This is a genomic window from Pedobacter ginsengisoli (assembly GCF_030244015.1).
Classification (GTDB): Bacteria; Bacteroidota; Bacteroidia; order Sphingobacteriales; family Sphingobacteriaceae; genus Pedobacter; species Pedobacter ginsengisoli.
On sequence record NZ_JASSYX010000002.1, the window covers coordinates 614,912 to 635,869 of the forward strand.

The following is a 20,958-nucleotide window of genomic DNA, read 5'->3' on the forward strand; positions in this document are numbered from 1 at the left end:
TATGCAGATCAGATGAGCTGCTTCCCAACCCTTCCGAAAGCGGGACTTTAAGCCAAACTTTTGAGCTCAGACTAAACTTTTGAGCTCAGACTAAACTTTTGACTTCAGACCAAAACTTGACTTTAAGCCAAACTTTGACTTTTATCCAAACTTCACCTGCAATTCCTTAAACTTCTCATTGATCTTTTTGCTCAGTTCCTTTTGCTGATAGCCAGCAGCTACCCGGTCAAGATTAGCGAGCACATACATACCCAGCTGTATATCTCTTTCATAAGAAACATACCTTCCCTGCTCAAGAGAAGCAATATAACTCAGTTCCTGATCTAAAAAGTCCAACGTTTCGACCGCCAGCGCATTGGCAGATTTTACCTCATTTACCGCATACAAATTCTGGATCGTCTGAAACCTGTTGATGGTATCACCAATAGAAGAATTTTTTAGCGGGATCTCCCTCAAGCCCTTCACCAGGATGTCCCTCGCCTGGCTCAGCTTACCATCCTGCGTCAGGTTGGCAGATAGCGTGTTGGTGATCTGCCAAGTGCCCTGCGCCACCCTTCTGCTCTCCGGATCAATGTATTTTGCAGTTTTAAAACCCTTCAGGTCAAACTTCATCATGTGGTCATACATCGCATCATTATTCGTTTTGTCCATGATCTCCTGTTTATCAGCTGCAGGATCAGTTTTAAACGGAAGCAAACGAAGCGCATAACCCTCCAGGTACAAATACTTGTCCAGCCCGATATAAGTATCCTCAGAAACATTACTTTCAAAATAAACCGGCCTTTCCCAATTGTTATTGGCCAGAATATCAATCAGTGCCAGATCGTATTTAAACATCACATTCTTACCATAGTTCCATTCCATTTTAGGCGCAATCCTATCCCTGTCCTTCGCGTCAACCGTCCCGGTTTTCAGCACCTGCGCCGCATCCACCGTCATCATGAATTTTTTAGTAGGAAGAAAATTTTCATAGGTACCATCGTTCAGAGGCAATTTATCCGCCTGCTCATCAGACGTCATTACCGCCAGCAAATCCTTCAGCTCCACACTATCCTTAAAGCCGTAATCAAAATAATGCATATAATCCCGCACACCATTCACATACTTTTCATTCGCCATAGAAATTGGCAAAGGAGCTGACTGGTTCAGTTTTACCTTCATCTGGTTGATGTAAGCATCGTCAGAAAGATACTGGATATTGACCACCCTGATGTCCGTACGGATGCCCTCAACCTCCTGTGCGTACCACAACGGAAACGTATCATTATCTGCCGTCACAAACAGGATCGCATTAGGCGCGCAGGAGTTCAGGTAATTCTTAGCCCATTCCAGCGCGATCGTTTTGCCCGAGCGGTCATGATCATTCCAGCCCTGTGCACCCATAATCACCGGAGCTGCCAGCAAACCAACCAGACACGCCGTAATCAGGCTCAGCTTTGGTGCATTAAAGCGCGATAGCCATTCCCTGATGGCAAAAACTCCAAAACCAATAAAGATCGCAAAAGCATAAAAAGAACCCACATATGCATAATCGCGTTCCCTGACCTGCAAAGGATCCTGGTTCAGGTAAACAATAATAGCAAGGCCAGTGAACAAAAACAGCGACATCACCACCAAACTGTCATTCCTGTTCCTGCGGTATAAAAATATCAGCCCGGCGAGCCCCAAAATCAGAGGCAGCCCGTAAAAACGGTTATAACCCTCATTACCAGTAATGCTTGGCGGCAAATGCTTCTGGCTGCCGAGCCTTGCTCCATCCAATGCCTTAAACCCGCTGATCCAGTTGCCGTCACTATAATTTCCCTGGCCCTGGTTGTCATTCTGTCTGCCAACAAAATTCCAGAAAAAATAGCGCCAGTACATAAAACCCATCTGGTACGAAGTAAAGAACTTCAGGTTTTGCGCAAAAGTAGGCGTCTCGCCCTCAGCCAGGTTTAACCACTGCCTGTAGAAATTGATATGCGGTGGCTTATCGCTATATGTCCGCGGAAACAATAAATTCTTATCGTATTCAATTTTTAAGCCCTTTCCGGAAACCTCATACTTCTCCTTTCCCTTCCTGTATTTTGTATAAGTATCCTTTGCACTGACCTGGTTTGCGTCAAAAGTCTGCCCGTACAGCAAAGGCGTCTCCCCATAATTGGTACGTCCCAGATAGTTATATAGAGAAAAAGCATTGTCAGGATTGGTCAGGTTCAGGCTGGTCTTTGCATCAGCCCTGATGATGATCAGGAAGTAAGAACTAAAACCCAGCAATACAAAAGTAAGGCAGATCATGCCGAGGTTGAGGTTGTATTTTTTATGTTTGATTGAATAATGAATGGCGTAAGCAATCCCGGCAGCAAGCAATACAATAAAAGCCATGGCCCCATAACCAAAACCAAAACCAAGCGTATTCACGAAAAACAAGTCGAGTTTAGCCGCAAATAATACAAAATACTGAATGATCACAAACTGCACCGCAACCCAGATCAGCCCCGCGGCAGCAAGCGCTTTGATGATGCCGAAAGTGGTGGTTTTTGCCGTTTTTTTGAAATAATAAACCAGAACAACAGCCGGAATAGCGAGCAAACTCAATAAGTGGACACCTATAGAAAGACCGATCACAAAAGCGATCAGGATCAGCCAGCGATCGTCGCCTTTGCTTTCCCATTTCAGGATTGCCCAGAACACCACCGCGGTAAACAGCATCGAGAGCGAGTATACCTCTGCCTCAACCGCCGAGAACCAGAACGTATCAGAAAAAGTAAATGCCAGTGCACCGATCAGTCCTGTTGCGATGACTGTGAGCATATCCATGGTGGATTTTTCCTTTTTGTACAGTTTGACCGCCAGTAAAGTGATGGTCCAGTACAGAAACATCACGGTAGCTGCGCTAAACAAAACCGAGCTAAAGTTGATGAAATAGGCGATTTTGCCGGTATCGCCGATGGCAAGCAGAGAAAACAGCTTTCCAATCATGAGGAAAAGAGGGGCGCCCGGCTGGTGTCCGACCTGCAGTTTATAAGCTGCGGCCAGGAATTCGCCGCAGTCCCAGAAACTTAAAGTAGGCTCCATTGTGAGCCAGTAAACAATACCGGCAATAGCGAAAACTGCCAGTCCGGCGATGTTGTTGATCTTTTGAAATCGGTTCATGGTTGAGGTTGTGGTTTTAGTGAGGGTCAATGAGGTTTCAAATGAGTATTTATATCGTGCAGGGAGATTTGGGTACTTAAATGTAAGTATGAAATTGAACCGATTTCAAAATTTAACATTTTTTCACATTTGGGCGTTGAGGGTTGGTTGTGTTATGACGTGTGATGGTTTGCTTTTGATTACTCGTCCCGGAATCGGAATCGAAAGAATGGAACGCCTGGAGCTGGAACCAGGAAATGGGAACCGCTTGGAGCTGGAAAAAATAACCATTCTCTTCGAAGACTGCATTTAATTCGGTAGTGTTTATTGTTTTTTGTCTCATTGAGCTCCTTTCAGTCGGTTCTTAGGTTCGCTGAAGGGGGAGCAAAGAGCGCTGATGTCTTCTCTGAGAAGGTGATTTTTCTGCTCCGCGCTAGTGCAGAACGAGCAGGTGCGTGTTCCTGGTGATGATGCAAGGATGATATTGTTCCCGGTAAATTCAACCATTACATTGTATTTTTATACAATTAATTGAATTATTAAGAAATATAATGGAAATTATATTAATTAATAATTACATTTCATTTGTTTAATTCTATCTTCTGTCTTACATTTGACGAATAAGACACTTGAACATGCAGGATAAATCAATAGAAAACGACAATGATCTCGCCGAACCCGGGGGGAATTACCATGTAGAGCCCCAGTCAAAATATGTCCGTTATGTTCATCCCCTGTGGGACAAGTACTTTAAAAAGATATTTGCTTCGGAAAGCAGTAAAGAAATATTGAGGTCTTTCCTGAATGGCGTACTGGAAGGTATCAGGGAGGTGGAGACGGTCACTTACGGCAAAAATGAATATCCCGGAGAATTAAAATCCGAAGGCAACGCTGCATTTGATGTGATATGCACAGATACCGACGGGGTTACCTTTTTAGTGGAAGTACAGCGGCATGACCAGCGGTATTTTAAGGAGCGGTCGATTTACTATGCCGGCCGCCTCATGAGCGATCAGGCACCAGTAGGCAAACTCTGGGAGTACAACCTCAAAGACATTTATGTGATTTGCCTGCTTGAAAATTTTGTGCTGCCGGGTGGTGAGGAAGGGGCCTACCGTCGTGATGTTTGTCTATGCGATAAGACTAATGGCGAAATATTTTATGATAAGCTTGATTTTATTTACTTGGAACTTAAAAAGTTCAATAAAAAGCAAGGAGAACTGCATACCATACTGGATGAATGGCTGTACGCTTTGAAACACGCAGACAGATTTAATGAGCGGCCCTGGTTTTTTAAAACCCCTGAACTGGTCCACTTTTTTGAACTTGCCCAATATTCAAACCTGACGCCCGAAGAAAGGGAAATGTACAGGGCCCAGCAAAAGGTATGGTGGGACACTCAGAATACCCATGATTTTGCTATTGAAGAAGCGGAAAAGAATGGAATGGCACGCGGTTTAAAAAAAGGAATGGCCCGCGGAATCAAACAGGGGAAAGAACTGGGGAGGAAAGAAGGAAAGACAGAAGGAGTTAAAGAAGGAATAGAACTAGGCTTAAAAAGAGGGATAGAAAAAGGAATAAAACAAGGAATAAAGATGGGTTGAAAGAAACTGTGCTGAAAATGAAGCAGAAAGGTATCGATTTGGCGGTTATAGTTGAGTGTACAAGTTTGTCGAAAGAACAAATTGAGGCTTTGTAAAAACCGCCGAATTGCACTGTATGCTTAGGCTGGCCTGCGATCTATCTGAAATGAAAGATCTCTTGAACTGTGCCTGCTCAAGAGATCCTTCTTCTTCCTGTTTTCCTTTTTTCAGCGATCATAACCGCCAAACACAGCTCTGCTCAATTCCAGCACCACTTTTCCAACGGTACGGCCGCTCTCAATCTGCTGATGCGCGGCTGCCATGTCCTCAAAAGCAAATACCTTGGAAACATGCGACTTAACAATCCCTTTTTCCAGCAAATCCGCAACAGCCGCCATATCCTCCGCAGAAGGATGCACGAGGATAAAATACCCCTTGATACCCAGGGCTGTAGCTTTCTCAGTCACTGTCTCATTCAGGCCGGAAGGAATGCTGATGATCGTGCCCCCCTTTTTGATCACCTTCAGAGAACGGTCAATATATTCCCCGCCAATCGTATCCAGTACAAAATCCAGATCTGAAACCACCTCTTCAAAAGGCTGCGCTTTGTAGTCAATATGCTCATCAGCACCCAAAGACAACACAAAATCCTTGTTTTCTGCGGAGGAAGTACCAATCACATATGCGCCCAGATGTTTGGCGATCTGCACCGCATAATGGCCAACACCCCCGGCAGCCGCATGGATCAGCACCCTTTGTCCGGGCTGTATTTTAGCGTTGACATAAAGCGCCTGCCAGGCTGTTAAGGCCGCCAAAGTGCCGGCAGCAGCCTCATTGTGGGAAATGTTTGCCGGTTTCAGCGCCAGGTCAGCTGCTTCGGAGGCTACAAATTCCGCATAGGCACTCGCCAGTTGCGGGAAAGCCACCATGCCGAAAACCTCATCACCCTTTTTAAACGCAGCTACGTCAGCACCCGCCTCCACAACAACTCCTGAAATGTCCCAGCCCAGTATTGCCGGCAGCTGATCCTTGATCCGGCCGGCAATCCCCTTCCCGGCACGGGTTTTTACATCCACAGGATTGATACTCAGCGATTTTACTTGAACTAGTACTTGTGTTGGGCTGATGGCAGGAACAGGGACTTCTGAATTGCTGAGCACCTCAGTGCCGCCAAAACCATTTAATAATATTGCTTTCATTTATTTCATCTTTAAATTAATAAAACAAAGTTATACCAATATTTTACGATAAAATGGTATAACTTTTCTATAGTTCGGTATCTTTACTCCATGAAAAAGGAAAACCTGCACGAACCATTTTCCATCAGTTACGTAACCATGGACAAATGTCCAAAACAGGAACATCAGCACAGCTTTTTTGAACTGGTCTATATCATGTCCGGTACCGGAACACAATGTATCAATAAAAACAGTTTTAAATACCATGCGGGCCACATGTTCCTCATCACACCGGAAGACTGTCATTCCTTTGAGATCGAAAGCACTACCGGGTTTTTCTTTTTGAGGTTCAATAACATCTATATCAAAAATAAAGGTCTGCTGAGCGAAAATGTTCAGCGACTTGAATATATATTGCAAAACGCCAACCATCAGCCCGGCTGTATCCTGAAAAACCAGACCGACAAAGGCCTGGTCAGACCAATGGTCGATGCGGTGATCAGGGAAATGGAAAACCGTGACCTTTACAATAAAGAACTGGTGCAGCAATTGGTCAATACCATGATCATTGTAGTGGCGCGCAATATAGCCAAGTACCTTCCCGGGCAGATAAACCTGGGCACCGAAGAAAAAGCGATGGACATTCTGCAATACATACAGGGCAATATTTTCCTGCCAGAAAATCTTAAAGCCGGGGTGATCAGTGACCATTTTAACATTTCAAATGCCTACCTGGGCAAGTATTTTAAACAGCATGCCAACGAAACCATGCAAGGTTATATCACCAATTACAAGACCCGGCTCATCGAACACCGGCTGCAGTTCAGCGACAAGAGGATCAATGAGATCGCCAGTGAATTTGGTTTTACAGACGAAAGCCACCTCAACAAATTCTTCAGAAAACAAAAGGGCAGCAGCCCCAAAACCTACCGGCAGCAGATGCGGCTGGAGAGCAACCACAAAGCTATTCAGTAAAACAAAATTCCGCAACAAAAACGTAGTTCAGATGTTATCCAGTTGAGCTGACATCAATAAAAACTACTGTCATGAAAATGAAAACTGCAAGCATAGCACTGGCCATTGCCATTTGTACCAGCGTATCCTTTACTGCCGCTGCCCAGGAAAAGAAAAAAGAAACCGTTGGTGAGACCGTTGATAAAACCGGGAAGGCCATTAGTAAAACTGCTACTAAGGTAGGCAACAAAACCGCTGAAGTCGCTGTAAAAGGCGGGGCAAAGGTGGTTGACCAGACTTACAAAGGCATGATGGCCCCTGACGGGTCCAATGTATACATCGATGGCAAAAACCGCAAATACTATATCAATAAAAAAGGGGCAAAGATTTACCTCAAAGCTTCACAGATCAGGAAAAGACCCTGATCTCATATGGGCGTGATTAGGAGCACCCAGCTTCGGGTCTCTTTCGGTTCTCTCTCGTCCCAACTTCAGGGTTGAGACACCTTTGATACACATCACAGACAGGGTTGGTTCAGTCTGAACTGAACCAACCCTGTCTGTGATGTGACGCAGTCTGAGTAAATACTGAGGGTAATCTAAGAGACTACTGAAGTATACCTTGCGGGAAAACAAGACAATACTAGCTTTTTGAGTAAGGAAAATTACGCGAAACTTTGCGCATCATGTGTTCTACCATATCATCAGTAGAAGCCATAATATTGTCGTTCATGGTTTTGAAAAAGCGCCAGAGCAGATCACCGGATTGACCACTGTTTAAAGTAAGTGTCAGCGTGCCGGTACCGGTTTTTCCACCTAAACCACCAAACATCACTGCAGAAACAAGCGCACCAGCTTCAGATTTTGTCTGTTCAGTTTCAAAGGATCCGCCAAGGATGGCATCAACACCTAAAATTTTTGCGACCTCATCTTTAGTCATTTCATCCATCTTTTCAGAAACCCCTGCTTTTTTTAAGAGGATGTTTGTTTTTTCCGGATCCTGAAACTCGACTGTAAAGTTCTTTGCCTTCCTCAAAAGAAACGTGTACATACTTGACTGGATAGATTTCGACATTGTCTTCTCCTGATCCCTGTTGGCTTCAGCATTGAAGTTTTTTGGCATTTTTTTGTAGGAGATTTTTGTCGCAAAAGGTAAGATCGCTATGATCTTGTGGGTGACTTTTTCATCATTCAGTTTCGGACTTTCAAAAACTTGTTTTGATCCTTCAAGTTGAGCGTTTGCACCATAGGCGGTCATTACGACTAAGAGTGTCAATAAGATTTTTTTCATTTTTTTAAAGATTTGTTTGGTATGCCGAATATAAAAAAAAACTATCATATCGTTAGATTTACTTGCTCAGCCAGGGAAACAACAGGGCGGCTAGAGCAGCGATGGTGCAGGTTCCCCTGATGACGATGAGCTTTAGCCAGGTCAGTTGCAAAGTTCTCCAGTCAGCATTCATATCCGGATAGTTCTGAAATGAATTGTTAATCGGCACACTCCCTTTTATTGCCAGAATTACATCGGCCAAAACCAATACTGTGGCCATAAGCGTGGTGATAAAAATTGTACCCCGTATATTATCCCTGCAGATCACCAGGATGATCACACCAGCGAGCAGGTTGGCATAATACAAAAACCGCAACCTGTCTGCGATCACAAGGTCGATGGCTTTACGTGTTTCAGCGAATGTGGGCACGGATATATTTTTGAACGCCTCGGCCAGTGCCAGGATATAAAATATGCCTTGTGAGGCAAGAATAATGGTAATAAACAATTGAAATAATCTTAATTTGTCCATGTCATGTAGTTTTCCGGTAAAGATCGGCGTAGTCAAACTACTTTTTTTGGCCGATATCACTAAAAGAAAAGGCAGGCCTTTATAAAACCTGCCAAAAAGAAATTACTTCTTGTGCCTCACAACACAATGGATGTGGTTCACCATAAATACTTTTCCTGTAATTACCGTTATTTCACTGGAATAGCATAAGTTTACAGCAACTTATAGTTACCTTTATTAGAGGACATTTCATAAAATGACGGCTCATGGCGCATATACCGATCGGGAACTGGTTGCTTTGCTTAAGGGCGGCGATGAGGCTGCGTTTACAGAAGTATATGAACGTTATTGGAAGACCTTGTATGCTATCGCCTATAACCGTTTACGGAACAATCAAACTGCTGAAGATGTGGTGCATGATGTGCTGGTGAGCCTTTGGAAGCACCGTGATACTGCGGAAATTGAGAACCTGTCCGGCTATCTGGCTAGGGCGACCAAGTATATGGTGTTTCATGTGATGAAGCGCTCCAGAAAGTTTTCTACTGAGGAGCATGAAATGGAACAGGCCGAACAGATCCGGGACCGGGAAGACCTGGAGGACCGGCTTCATTACAAGCGGCTGCTGGAAATGATCAGTGAAGAGGTGGAGAAGCTGCCGGAAAAGTGCCGGCTGGTTTTTAAATACAGCAGGGAAGATCAGCTGACCAATAAGGCGATTGCCGAGAAAATGGATATTTCCCAAAGTACGGTGGAAAATCAAATGAATAAGGCGCTGAAAACCTTACGTGGTAAGGTCAAAAACAGCCACCTTATTCTATTTTAAGTGCTGGTGTATTTTTTCATCAGGGGATACTCTATCATAGGTGTTTTATGATTTTTTTAGCCGTCCAAGGTGTTTAAAGGTGTTGATGAGCAAGCCGCTTGGTGTAGTTTTCGAATCGACAAATTCCAGTTCACGGGCGTCAATACTGTCGGCTAACAGGCGTTTGCCATGACCGAGCAGGATCGGGTAGGTGATGAGGATGACTTCGTCGGCGAGTCCCTGGTCGAGCAATACTGAGGTTAGTGTTGAACTTCCGATGACGATCAGGTCGGGGCCATCGCTTGACTTAAGGTTGCGGACCCCCGCTACAATGTTCTCGCCCAAATTCTGTACCGGATTCCAGGTTAGGTTGTCTGACCTGTGGGTTGCTATATATTTCGTTGCCGCGTTTAGTGCGTTTGCCATTGGAAAATCTCCGGCAGTGGGCCAGTAGTTGCCCAGTGCGTCGTAACTTTGGCGGCCAAGCAGCAGGTCAAAGTTTGAGCCGTATGCCTCCAGGAGCATTGCCGCACCAGCGGGAGTGCGATAGGGTATGGTCCAGGCGCCATAAGCATAGTCTCCGGCATGCTCTATTACTCCATCAAGGGAAATGTGTTCGAATATTCTGATCTTTCTCATTTTGTTTCTTTTAGTTTAAATTGTTATTTCAAATTTAAGGAGGCATAATTACACCGGTGAGGTGTATTTACGTCAAAAAAAGGGGCTATTTTGACAGCTGATAGCCCGGTTACCCAAGAAGTTGTGATTTTTTTACACCGTGTACTGAGGGTTCAACATCTGTGACAGATATTTATTCGTATCTGCTTAAGAAAAAACAAAACATCTATCTATGAAAAACATTTTTTTATCAGTTGTTGCTTTAGTAGCTATGGCATTTACAACTCAAACTTATGCACAGAAAAATCCGATGGTTGGGGGAGCCGCAATGTATGCCTCTAAAGACATCGTTGACAATGCTGTAAATTCTAAGGACCATACCACATTGGTAGCTGCTGTTAAAGCGGCAGGTCTGGTTGAAACGCTGAAAGGCAAAGGTTCTTTTACGGTTTTTGCGCCAACAAACATGGCATTTGACAAACTGCCGAAAGGCACAGTGGAGTCTTTGCTGGAGCCGGCTAATAAGCCTATGCTGACCAAAGTATTAACCTACCATGTGGTGGCGGGTAAAATGGATTCAAAAGCGATCGCAAAGGCCATTAAGATGGGCAAAGGCAAAGCTGAACTGAATACTGTAAGCGGCGGTAAGCTGTGGGCCTGGATGGAAGGCGGCAAGCTGATGCTGAAAGACGAAAAGGGCGGCATGGCCAGCGTAACTATTGCTGATGTGATGCAAAAAAATGGTGTGATCCACGTGATCGACACCGTATTGATGCCCGAATAAGTAGCTTAATTGGGGGGATGATTGAAGCCGGTCGCTTAGTGCGCCGGCTTTTTTTAGCATCAATATATTTTGTTATTTTTGATAATGAGCTCGCTTCGTTTTGACTTTTGGGACGCATTGTTGTTTTGTGGTGTGATTCAGGGAGTAATCATGTCGATACTGGTGAGTGCCAGGGGAAACAGACGGAGCACTGCCTCCTGGTTTTTATCGGCCATGCTGATGATCTTCGTGCTTCACAATGTATTGATCCTGATTCATGACAGCCATTTGTCCCAGGTTTATCCGGCACTCAGTCATCTCCCGCTAAACCTGATCCTGGGATTTGGTCCGTGTATTTATTTTTATGTGCTCTTTTCGCTGAATCCCGGTGCCAGGCCGCAAGTCTTCATTCACTTCATTCCGGTATTGGTTCAATTTTGCTATTACCTGCTGTGGTCGGCGGGCGTAAATTTGCACATTGATTACCCCGTTTGGAAGATGATCAGCCAAACCGAGCAGTTAGGTGGGTTGACTTCGGTATGTGTTTATAGCCTAATGTCCCTGAAAATCGTCAGAAACCTGCGCCGGCAGGGCAGAGCTGCTGAACTGAAAATAAGAAAGGGGGTGCTGGGCTGGCTGACCAAATTGCTGATATCGTATTCATTTTTATGGGCGGTTTGGCTGGCTTATACACTGGCTGATATCTTTTATTTCAATTATCAGTTACACCTTCGCGATTACTTTCCGCTTTATCTGCTGGTTGCGGTTTTGACTTACTGGATTGGCGTCATGGCGTATTTATACCCTATCGGAGTCGTTCCTGAGACAGGCAATAAAGCCTATAACGACATCAGTGAGGAAGAGGCTGCCAGAAATTTGTCCCGGCTGGGGAAAATCATGGATCAGGAACAGATGTATCTTGACCCAAACCTCAATTTAAAGCAAGTGGCCAAGCTAGCAGGCATTCCGGCCAATATGATTTCCTTTCTGATCAACAACAAGCTGGACAGTTCTTTTAATGAATGGGTAAACCGGTTCAGAATCGAGGCGGTAAAAGAACAAATGACCAGCAGCCGTTTAAAAGAAATCACGATTGCGGGTATTGCGGCTGAATGTGGTTTTAATTCTAAGGCTACCTTTAACCGTGTTTTTAAACAGCAAACGGGTATGACGCCAAGCGATTATCTTGTACAGGTAAATGGGGATAAATGATGTCTCAAAATGCGTTATAAGACGCTGGATGATTAAAAAAGGAATTTCTTTGTAAAAAATAAGACCATGAAACCCACTATCATTCTATTTCTCTTTAGTATTTTTTCTGTAACGGTACAAACCGGGGTAAGTGCGCAAACCCAGGCCGATGGGCAAAACGGACTGACTGTAATCAAAGCGAAAGGTATGGTCGATGTCAGGCGGGGCAAACTCATTGAACCGGCGATGGTCCATATCCGCAATGGCAAAATTGAAAAAATTGACAATGATTTAAGCATTCCTGCGAATTCAACGGTTGTTGACCTCTCCAATCTATATTTATTGCCGGGGCTGATCGATGCGCATACACATCTGTGCCACGAATACCAGTATGAACTGGAAAAGGTTCCGGGCGCAAATACAGTTGTCGAAACTGCGATTGTTGATGATGCCACGCGTGCGTTGCTAGGCGCCCGAAATGCCAGGGATCTAATCAATTCAGGATATACGACGGTAAGGGACCTGGGAAATTCAGGTGTAAATACGGACGTTGCGCTGCGTGACGCGATCAATAAGGGCTGGCTCACTGGCCCGCGGATGTTCGTGTCTACCCGTGCGCTGTCTCCGATCGGTGGGCAGTTCACAAAAATGCCTGCTGATATGCGCCATGCCATCATTCCAAAAGAATATGTTGAAGTTAGCGGAGCCGAGGAAGCGAGAAAGGCTGTAAAGCAGGCCATTTATGACGGGGCCGATTGTATCAAGATCATCGTCAATGAGAACAGGATGGTTTTGAACCAGGAGGAACTCAATGCGATAGTGGATGAAGCAAAAAAAGCCGGACTGAAGGTCGCTGCACATGCCACTAATGGCGACGGTCCGGCATTGATGGCTGTCAAAGCCGGGGTAAACTCTATTGAACATGGGTATACGCTGTCTGCGGATGTGCTTAAACTGATGGCTGCGCAGGGCACCTACCTTGTTCCGACAGACCAGACAGGGGTGGACAGGTATCAGAAAAGAATTCAGCGGGCGCTCCAGGCCAATGTGAAGATCGCTTTTGGTTCAGATATGTATTTTTATGATCCTCAGCGAAATCGCGGACAGGTGACGGTAAGTACCTACCATTCTTACATTGAAGCAGGTATGAGCAATGTTCAAATTCTGCAGTCGGCTACGATGCATCCCGGAACACTGGTAGCGGGTGAGGGCAAGGTCGGGCTGCTGGAAGCGGGCTATTATGCAGATGTGATTGCTGTTGAAAAAAATCCATTGGAAAATATTGAGGCGATTGAAAATGTGGTGTTTGTGATGAAGGAAGGGAAGGTCGTTAAGTCTTCTGATCATTAAGTTCTAAATTTTTTTATTCCGGGCGTAGGTGCTGGGATTGTTTCGGTACACATACTATAAAAGGGCAAAGATAGTATGCAGCAGACAGACGAACTTTTAGAGGCAATTGAGCGATACCTGGCAGGTAATGCGACTGCGGCGCAGCGGCAGCTGGTCAATCAATGGTACCATTCATTTGATGATGAGCTGGTAACTGTTGAGACAGTTGATGTTGCGTATGAGGAGTTGCTGGAAGCGCGTTTGAGGCTGAGGCTGGCTGAAAGCACGGGTATTGGTGTGGCTGGTAAAACGGAAGTGAAACGGGTAAGATTGTGGCCGAGGATTGCGGTTGCGGCCGCTGCGGTTGCGGCGATTACTCTGGGGACATGGATATATATGAATGTGAGTCCCGATGTAAAATCGGGAGACGAGGTGGCAAAAGTGAATGATATTGCTCCTGGCAAAAACGGGGCAACGATTACATTGGGTAATGGAAGGGTGATCCAATTGAGCGATGCGAAGAACGGGGTTGTGATTGGTAGCGAGGTGAGTTACTCGGATGGGAGTGACGTTCATGACTCACTTACTCCCGCCGAGTTGCAGGGCGCAGATAGCAAGGGGCAGATGTTGATTGCGGCTACAGCGAGGGGGCAAACGTATCAGTTTATGTTGCCGGATGGAACGAGGGTCTGGTTGAACGCAGATTCAAAGTTAGAGTTTCCATCCAGTTTTGTGAATAGTAATACAAGAAATGTGAAATTGATAGGTGAGGGGTATTTTGAAGTGGCAAAGGATAAGGCGCATCCGTTCATAGTAGGTACTAAGAACCAGGATGTAACCGTACTCGGTACACATTTTAACATTAGCGCATATCAGGATGAGCATGTGACCACGACAACATTGGTGGAAGGATCGGTGAGGGTGAGTTCGTTTGATGTAGCGCTGGGGCGGAGAACTGAGACGCTGAAACCTAACCAGCAGTCTATACAAAATCCAAACGGGGGAATGCAGGTCAGGAATGTGGATGTGTCAGAAGCGCTGGACTGGAAGAACGGATTGTTTATTTTTAATGATGAGCCCTTGCAAAATGTGATGCGCCGTGTTGCCCGCTGGTATGATGTTGAAGTCAGCTATGAAGGGGTAGACCAGAATGAACTATATGGGGGAAGTGTTTCCCGTTATGATAATGTATCTAACGTATTGAGAAAATTGGAATTAACAGGGGGTATACATTTTAAAATTGAAGGGAGGAAAATCAAAGTTATGAAGTAAACTTTACCAAACCAGAAACCCAGTCCATTTGGCTAACCACCTTCTAGCGAATGCAAGAAAAACCGGAAGTGTTTTACCCACCCCCGGTTTAGTGTCCTTGGTCCATCCCTAAAAGAAATGTTTATTCAATGCACCGGCTTGAAATTTTCGACGATCCAAAGGCCGTTGCGATCAACCAAAACACAAACGAATTTATGAATTTTAATCATGTATTTGGGTGCCGGATACTTTTTATCGTACCCAGACAAATACTGCACGTTATGACCTCGCAGCCAGCGCAGCTGGGAAGAAGCCATAACACAGTTAAAAATAAGATATTGCGCGTTATGAAACTGATTATTATCTTAATGACAGCTTTTCTACTGCAGGTCAGTGCTTCGACCTATGGGCAGTATATTACGCTTAAAAAAGACAATATCACTCTTAAAAGTGCTTTTAATGAGATCCGTAAACAGACCGGGTATACGGTTCTGTATAAATCAGGACTGATTAACCATATCAGGCCGGTTAAGCTGAACTTACAAAATGTTTCTGTGGAAAATGCTTTAAATCAAATTTTAGCGGGGCAGAATCTGGCGTATTCGATAGAGGATAAAGCAATCATTATAAGGGAAAAAGATCCGTCCTTTATGAATAAGATCGCAGATGCTGTGCCCAGTGCTTTTAATTTTAACAAAAATGTGAGCGGTACAGTTACCGATAGTACAGGAAGACCCTTGGCAGGTGCTTCTGTTTCCTTAAAGGGACCGAAAAATTATCATGCGTCAACAGATAATGCCGGAAGATTTGATTTTGGATCGATTCCGCAGGGAAAATATAAACTGACTGTCACCTTTGTCGGATATTCTCTCCTGGAAAAAACACTGGTTATTAAAGATGAGGATGAATTCAGCCGGCTTGTCCTGATTTTAAGTATGGCTAATTCCAAACTTGATGAAGTCCAGGTGATCGCTTACGGTACTCAGTCCAAACGCTTTAGTGTTGGCTCGGTTTCAACCGTTACTGCAGAAGATATTGGAAAACAACCTGTAACCAATCCGTTACTGGCTTTGCAGGGGCAGGCACCAGGATTGGCCATCACCTCCACAAGCGGTATTCCCGGCTCACAGGTACTGGTACAGGTGAGAGGGCAAAATACTATAAATGCTTTAAACCCGGCTACTAACTTTAACCTGAATAAGCCTTATGATCAACCTTTGATTTTGATTGATGGAGTGCCATTTGCCACCCAAAATAAAAACATCAGCCAATTTGCCTCGCTTTTGAGCGGGCAAGGCAGCCAAAACCTCAATCTTAGCCCGGGTAATGTAGGTATAAGCCCTTTTAATAATATCAACCCTGCAGATATAGAAAGTATCAGCATTTTGAAAGATGCCGACGCAACATCTATATATGGATCACAGGGTGCCAACGGTGTGATCCTGATTACGACAAAGAAAGGAAAAGCCGGAGCTACGGCTTTTGATTTGAATGTAAACACAAGTGTCAATTCGGTTGGCCGCCCAGTTCAGTTGCTGAATACAGAGCAGTACCTGCAATTAAGAAAAGATGCTTTTGCTGCCGATGCCACAACACCAACCGATAATCCGAATGCGTATCCAGCTGTTTACGCACCCGATCTGTTAATTTATGATCAAAATAAATATACCGACTGGGAGAAAATCATCTACGGGAAAAACACCAGCAATACAGATGTTCATGCCAGCCTGTCGGGCGGGTCTAGTAACAGTACCTTTCTCATCTCGGGTGGCTTTAACAGGTCAAATTACAATTATCCCGGCGATTTTTCTGATCAGCGATATTCACTCCATAGTAACATTGCCCATAATTCGAATGATAACCGTTTCTCGCTTGACCTCATCACAGATTTTGGCTATGAAAAAAATAAGTCCGCAGGGTTTGGGGGCGCACAGGATGTGATCTTTTCGCCCAATTTGCCTGATTTATTGCGCCCTTCAGGTGACTTAAACTGGAATTACAAGGGGGTAGATCTAACCAGCTACCAGTTTTACGCCTCTCTGCTTCAGCCAACCTACCTGGAAAATTATAATTTCAACACCTCATTTCAGATTGCCTACAAATTGTTTAAAGGGTTAAGGATTTCGGCCAACATGGGTTATAACCGTAATACTACTAATGAAAATTCGAAGACCCCGGGCAGCTCACAAAACCCGGCATCTTTTAGTTTCCTGAGACAAGCTAACTTTTCTACCAACAACGCTCAGGCCATTAATATTGAGCCTCAGATTAACTATAACAGAACTATTGGCAAGGGTGTATTTAGCGCCCTGCTAGGGGGTACTTACAAGACGAATCCTACCAGGTCAACATACGCAACCGGAACCGGGTATTCAAACGATAATTTTTTGGGCTCATTAAATGGTGTTTCTGTAACTGCCAGTGACAACAGCAGTAATTATAAATATGTTGCTGCTTTCGCCCGTTTAAATTATATCTATAATAATAAGTTTATTATCAATATAACCGGCAGGCGTGATGGCTCAAGTAATTTTGGCCCAAGCCACCAATTTGGTAATTTTGGCTCTGTTGGTGCAGGATGGATATTTTCGGAAGAAAACCTGATCAAAAAATTCCCTGTTTTGAGTTATGGCAAGCTATCCGGAAGCTACGGAAGTTCCGGGTCTGATGGTATAGCGGCGTATCAATATCAGTCTTTATACCAGGCGATCCCTTATGTCCCTGCTTTCCAGGGTATCGGACCGAGTTATTCGTCAAATCTTTACAATCCTGATTACAGTTGGGCATCAAAACTATCTCTTAATCTGGCTTTAGATCTTGGGTTTTTTAATAACCGGCTTTTGTTGAATGCGACTTATTACCGAAACCGGGAAGGTAACCAGCTCAGCTATTACCCATTGGCTATACAAGCGGGTATTTCGCAGGTATTGGGTAATTTGGATGCTACTATTCAAAACAAGGGTTTTGAGTTCTCTGTATCTTCAACTAACGTTAAAACGAAAGATTTTACCTGGAGAACCAATTTCAACCTGTCGTTTAACCGCAATAAATTAATTGAATTTCCTGGCCTGGAATCATCTTCATACAGCTCGCAGTACGCGATAGGCCAACCAACTTCTATGGTATATGGATATAATTATAAGGGTGTGAACCCGACTACCGGCCTTTTTGAATTTTATAAAAAAGACGGAACTGTTACCTCCAGCCCTAAGTATGGATTAGCGTCAGCAGGCGGGGATCAGGTCGTCATTGCAAACCGCGAGATTAAATACATGGGTGGTTTTGGAAACACTTTTACTTATAAGCAATTCAGTCTGTATGTGTTCTGCCAGTTTGCCAGTCAGAATGCACCCAATTATTTGTATCAGATATATAACAGTAACCAGCTTGGTATGATGTATAACCAGCCTTCGGAAGTACTGGGTAATTATTGGAAAGCGCCGGGAGATGATGCGCAGTTGCAGCGTTTAACAGCCAGTTACAGCTCTCCTGCTATAAGCACTGTGTTTAATTTTGGACAATCAAACGGAGTTTACAGTGATGATACTTATCTGCGTATAAAAACAGCTTCCTTATCCTACCAGGTACCGGGTACACTTGTTAACAAAGTACATATCAAAGGGGCAAGTGTTTTTGTAAATGCACAAAACCTGTTTACGGTTACAAACTACAAGGCGGGAGATCCGGAGCAGCCCGGTTCCTTTACTGCTGTTCCTGTACAGCGTGTGGTGGCATTTGGTTTAAACCTCAAATTTTAATGATCATGAAAAAGATACTCAATCTATATACTACAATGACCGGTCTTTTATTGGTTGCCGTGTTATTTACATCCTGCAAAAAGCTGATAGAGATTCCCAACCCGCCTTCTGCGATTACACGGGAGGTACAATTTGCCGATAGTTTAACCGCATTGTCTGCCGTAACGGGTATTTATGCATTAGATAATGCACACGGGTTTGCCTATAGCAATGTGGTTTTTACGGCTCTTCCCGCACTTTCGGCCGACGAATTAACCTATATAAACACTACCAGTGACTATCAGCAGTTTTATAACTATTCCCTGACTCCGGTAAACGGTGGGGCAGCCACTTTATGGGGAAATATTTATCAAAGCATTTACCAGGTAAATTCGGTATTGGGTGGTGTTGCTAACAACAATAGTTTATCCGCAAGCTTCCAAAAACAAATTAGCGGCGAAATGGAAGTTGTCCGCGCACTGTATTATTTTAGTCTGGTTAACTTTTTTGGCGATGTGCCCCTGGTAACCACAACAGACTATAGTACATCAGCCCGTTTGCCAAGAAGTCCGGTAGCTGCTGTTTATAGCCAGATTATGGCAGACCTGGCAGATGCCCGTAAAAAATTAACACCGACTTACCCTTCAGCAGGACGCGCAAGACCAAATCTGTATGCAGCGATAGCCTTGCAGGCAAAAGTCAATTTATACCGGGGTAACTGGCAAAGCGCTTATAACGGAGCCGATTCAGTGATCCGGCTGGGTGGTTACAACCTGGTACAAACCGGTCTTACTAAGGTGTTTTTGAATGGAAGTACCGAAGCGATATGGCAAATACCCGGAGCCCAGGCATTTAGCAATGGAGTGCCGGATGCTGTAGCTTTCGTTCCTGCTGCTTCCGCTAATTCCTTCCCTAATTATATCATCAGTCCGTTTTTACTGAATGCTTTTGAGACGGGAGATCAGCGCCTGGCAGATTGGACAGGTTCAAAAGTCAGGGTTGTTGGTGGGGTAAATCAAACACAATATTATCCTTACAAGTATAAAAACCGCTTGTCAACTGCCGCTCCGGCAGAAGATCAGATGGTGTTGAGGCTTGCTGAAATGTACCTGATCCGCGCCGAGGCTGCTGCGCATATTGGTGGTGGGGACAACCTGGAGCAGGCTTTGGCAGATGTAAATACCATCCGCCTCAGGGCAGGGTTATTGGCCAGTAATGCTGATGTAACATCGCAGGCTGCCGTGCTGAACGCGGTTATGAAGGAAAGGCAAACAGAGCTTTTTTGTGAATGGGCAAACAGGTGGTATGATCTGAAAAGGACAGGTACAGCGGCGGCAGTACTGGGGGCAGAAAAGACAGGTTATAATAATAATGCCACATTATATCCGGTACCGCAGGCACAAAGAGATTTAAATAACCAGTTGACCCAAAACCTGGGATATAACTAGAAAATCTTTTTGATCATCATAGCGTCTTAAAATCAACTTCTGGGGTATACCTATACCCCGGCAGTGCTTTTATCTGAAAAAATTATTTACATCAAAATTGAATATCATATGAAAAGAATGACTTTACTGAGCAGTATACTGCTTGTTCCAATGTGTTTGCTAAACTTCAAGGCCCATGCACAAAATACAGAGCTTACAGGCGAGATAAAAGGCCTGTCTGGCGCAACTGTTGAAATCAACTATAGTAACAATGGCGTATTTAAAACGGATTCAGTAACAGCAACCGGTGATGTTTTCACCTGGAAAACAAATTTAAATGAACCACAGCTCATTTCAGTGATCATCAGTCAGAGCAGTTATCCTTTTTTTGCAGAGCCGGGCCATATGAGATTTACGGGCGTTAAAGGCGCTATGCAGACTTATAAAGTAACTGGTTCGTCTATGCAACAGGATGCAGAAGCATTTGCCAACTCTGTTAAAGATCTGACAGACCAGCAAAACCTGCTGAGCATGGGATATAATAAAGCATCTGCAGAAGAAAAAGCAGCATTGGGTAAAAAAATGGATGCACTTCAAAGCCAAAAGAAAAACCGGGCGGATCAATTTATAGCCAGCCATCCCAAAAGTTTTTTTAGTGTTTACCTGATTTCAGGACGGACATCCTACGGTTACGACGAGGCTAAACCTCTGTATGATAAGCTTGATGAGTCGGCAAAACGGAGCGTAGCCGGTAAAAACCTTGCCCAGAAGCTGCAATTATTAGAAAAAAGCCAGATCGGAAAACAGATGGCAGATTTTACACAGGCAGATACCAGTGGTAACACGGTGAAGCTGAGCAGCTTTAAAGGAAAATATGTGCTGATAGATTTTTGGGCCAGCTGGTGTGCGCCCTGCCGTGCAGAAAACCCTAATGTGCTGAAAGTTTACAATGCCTATAAAGACAAAGGATTTGCCGTTGTGGGGATTTCGCTGGATGATAAAGCAGCCAACTGGAAAAAGGCGATCCGTGATGATAAAATGCCATGGACACAATTATCCGATCTAAAAGGCTGGAAAAATGCAGTGTCTGCCAGTTATGGTGTACAGTCCATCCCCAGCAACCTGCTCATTGATCCGTCCGGAAAAATTGTGGCAAAGGACCTCAGGGGTCCGATGCTTGAATATAAGCTGAAGGCATTATTGAATTGACCTGGGATGATCTGGAATTAAA

Annotated in this window: 16 protein-coding genes; 11 read left to right on the forward strand and 5 right to left on the reverse strand. The window is 44.4% G+C overall.

Going from position 1 to position 20,958, the window contains the following annotated elements; translation table 11 throughout:
* Positions 1–141: 141 nt before the first annotated feature.
* Positions 142–3,135, reverse strand: coding sequence for a glycosyltransferase family 117 protein (locus tag QEP08_RS09740; protein WP_285057532.1), 2,994 nt, complete (start codon positions 3,133–3,135; stop codon positions 142–144).
* 614 nt (positions 3,136–3,749) lie between these two features.
* Between QEP08_RS09740 and QEP08_RS09745 the strand changes: the two genes are divergently transcribed.
* A complete protein-coding gene (locus QEP08_RS09745) occupies positions 3,750–4,718 on the forward strand; it encodes an Rpn family recombination-promoting nuclease/putative transposase (RefSeq protein WP_285057533.1) in 969 nt (322 codons plus the stop codon).
* Positions 4,719–4,924: 206 nt separating this feature from the next.
* On the opposite strand, the gene QEP08_RS09750 is transcribed toward QEP08_RS09745, so the two are convergent.
* The gene (locus QEP08_RS09750) at positions 4,925–5,896 is read right to left on the reverse strand and encodes an NADP-dependent oxidoreductase (RefSeq protein ID WP_285057534.1); all 972 of its coding nucleotides are present in this window, start codon (positions 5,894–5,896) and stop codon (positions 4,925–4,927) included.
* A 90-nt stretch (positions 5,897–5,986) separates the two neighbouring features.
* Between QEP08_RS09750 and QEP08_RS09755 the strand changes: the two genes are divergently transcribed.
* Together QEP08_RS09755 and QEP08_RS09760 are read left to right on the forward strand one after the other, a co-directional pair.
* Complete coding sequence (locus tag QEP08_RS09755) at positions 5,987–6,850, forward strand: helix-turn-helix domain-containing protein (protein ID WP_285057535.1); 864 nt, start codon at positions 5,987–5,989, stop codon at positions 6,848–6,850.
* 71 nt (positions 6,851–6,921) lie between these two features.
* A complete protein-coding gene (locus QEP08_RS09760; protein WP_285057536.1) occupies positions 6,922–7,254 on the forward strand; it encodes a hypothetical protein in 333 nt (110 codons plus the stop codon).
* A 217-nt stretch (positions 7,255–7,471) separates the two neighbouring features.
* Here QEP08_RS09760 and QEP08_RS09765 read toward each other — a convergent pair whose 3' ends face one another.
* Positions 7,472–8,119 (reverse strand): hypothetical protein, encoded by a 648-nt coding sequence (locus QEP08_RS09765; protein WP_285057537.1) that lies wholly within the window; start codon positions 8,117–8,119, stop codon positions 7,472–7,474.
* A 58-nt stretch (positions 8,120–8,177) separates the two neighbouring features.
* The gene (locus QEP08_RS09770; RefSeq protein WP_285057538.1) at positions 8,178–8,630 is read right to left on the reverse strand and encodes a hypothetical protein; all 453 of its coding nucleotides are present in this window, start codon (positions 8,628–8,630) and stop codon (positions 8,178–8,180) included.
* A 235-nt stretch (positions 8,631–8,865) separates the two neighbouring features.
* Between QEP08_RS09770 and QEP08_RS09775 the strand changes: the two genes are divergently transcribed.
* Positions 8,866–9,432: an RNA polymerase sigma factor gene (locus QEP08_RS09775; protein ID WP_285057539.1), complete on the forward strand. Its 567-nt coding sequence runs from the start codon at positions 8,866–8,868 to the stop codon at positions 9,430–9,432.
* Between the two features lie 45 nt (positions 9,433–9,477).
* On the opposite strand, the gene QEP08_RS09780 is transcribed toward QEP08_RS09775, so the two are convergent.
* On the reverse strand, positions 9,478–10,050 hold the full coding sequence (locus QEP08_RS09780) for a dihydrofolate reductase family protein (protein WP_285057540.1): 573 nt from the start codon (positions 10,048–10,050) through the stop codon (positions 9,478–9,480).
* A 211-nt stretch (positions 10,051–10,261) separates the two neighbouring features.
* On the opposite strand from QEP08_RS09780, the gene QEP08_RS09785 reads away from it, so the two are divergent.
* From QEP08_RS09785 to QEP08_RS09815, 7 genes are all read left to right on the forward strand, one after another.
* Entirely contained in the window at positions 10,262–10,813 is a 552-nt protein-coding gene (locus tag QEP08_RS09785) for a fasciclin domain-containing protein (RefSeq protein WP_285057541.1), read from the forward strand.
* An 84-nt stretch (positions 10,814–10,897) separates the two neighbouring features.
* Entirely contained in the window at positions 10,898–12,004 is a 1,107-nt protein-coding gene (locus tag QEP08_RS09790) for a helix-turn-helix domain-containing protein (RefSeq protein WP_285057542.1), read from the forward strand.
* 66 nt (positions 12,005–12,070) lie between these two features.
* Positions 12,071–13,333, forward strand: a complete 1,263-nt coding sequence (locus QEP08_RS09795; RefSeq protein WP_285057543.1) for an amidohydrolase family protein — start codon at positions 12,071–12,073, stop codon at positions 13,331–13,333.
* Positions 13,334–13,408: 75 nt separating this feature from the next.
* Positions 13,409–14,584 (forward strand): FecR family protein, encoded by a 1,176-nt coding sequence (locus tag QEP08_RS09800; protein WP_285057544.1) that lies wholly within the window; start codon positions 13,409–13,411, stop codon positions 14,582–14,584.
* A gap of 326 nt (positions 14,585–14,910) precedes the next feature.
* A complete protein-coding gene (locus QEP08_RS09805) occupies positions 14,911–18,321 on the forward strand; it encodes a SusC/RagA family TonB-linked outer membrane protein (protein WP_285057545.1) in 3,411 nt (1,136 codons plus the stop codon).
* Positions 18,322–18,326: 5 nt separating this feature from the next.
* On the forward strand, positions 18,327–19,748 hold the full coding sequence (locus tag QEP08_RS09810; RefSeq protein WP_285057546.1) for a RagB/SusD family nutrient uptake outer membrane protein: 1,422 nt from the start codon (positions 18,327–18,329) through the stop codon (positions 19,746–19,748).
* Positions 19,749–19,856: 108 nt separating this feature from the next.
* A complete protein-coding gene (locus tag QEP08_RS09815; RefSeq protein WP_285057547.1) occupies positions 19,857–20,936 on the forward strand; it encodes a TlpA disulfide reductase family protein in 1,080 nt (359 codons plus the stop codon).
* Positions 20,937–20,958 lie beyond the last annotated feature (22 nt).

Coding starts and splice junctions, on each gene's coding strand:
- QEP08_RS09740 (WP_285057532.1), bottom strand. CDS start 3,135: ATGAACCGATTTCAAAAGATCAACAACATCGCCGGACTGGCAGTTTTC.
- QEP08_RS09745 (WP_285057533.1), top strand. CDS start 3,750: ATGCAGGATAAATCAATAGAAAACGACAATGATCTCGCCGAACCCGGG.
- QEP08_RS09750 (WP_285057534.1), bottom strand. CDS start 5,896: ATGAAAGCAATATTATTAAATGGTTTTGGCGGCACTGAGGTGCTCAGC.
- QEP08_RS09755 (WP_285057535.1), top strand. CDS start 5,987: ATGAAAAAGGAAAACCTGCACGAACCATTTTCCATCAGTTACGTAACC.
- QEP08_RS09760 (WP_285057536.1), top strand. CDS start 6,922: ATGAAAATGAAAACTGCAAGCATAGCACTGGCCATTGCCATTTGTACC.
- QEP08_RS09765 (WP_285057537.1), bottom strand. CDS start 8,119: ATGAAAAAAATCTTATTGACACTCTTAGTCGTAATGACCGCCTATGGT.
- QEP08_RS09770 (WP_285057538.1), bottom strand. CDS start 8,630: ATGGACAAATTAAGATTATTTCAATTGTTTATTACCATTATTCTTGCC.
- QEP08_RS09775 (WP_285057539.1), top strand. CDS start 8,866: ATGACGGCTCATGGCGCATATACCGATCGGGAACTGGTTGCTTTGCTT.
- QEP08_RS09780 (WP_285057540.1), bottom strand. CDS start 10,050: ATGAGAAAGATCAGAATATTCGAACACATTTCCCTTGATGGAGTAATA.
- QEP08_RS09785 (WP_285057541.1), top strand. CDS start 10,262: ATGAAAAACATTTTTTTATCAGTTGTTGCTTTAGTAGCTATGGCATTT.
- QEP08_RS09790 (WP_285057542.1), top strand. CDS start 10,898: ATGAGCTCGCTTCGTTTTGACTTTTGGGACGCATTGTTGTTTTGTGGT.
- QEP08_RS09795 (WP_285057543.1), top strand. CDS start 12,071: ATGAAACCCACTATCATTCTATTTCTCTTTAGTATTTTTTCTGTAACG.
- QEP08_RS09800 (WP_285057544.1), top strand. CDS start 13,409: ATGCAGCAGACAGACGAACTTTTAGAGGCAATTGAGCGATACCTGGCA.
- QEP08_RS09805 (WP_285057545.1), top strand. CDS start 14,911: ATGAAACTGATTATTATCTTAATGACAGCTTTTCTACTGCAGGTCAGT.
- QEP08_RS09810 (WP_285057546.1), top strand. CDS start 18,327: ATGAAAAAGATACTCAATCTATATACTACAATGACCGGTCTTTTATTG.
- QEP08_RS09815 (WP_285057547.1), top strand. CDS start 19,857: ATGAAAAGAATGACTTTACTGAGCAGTATACTGCTTGTTCCAATGTGT.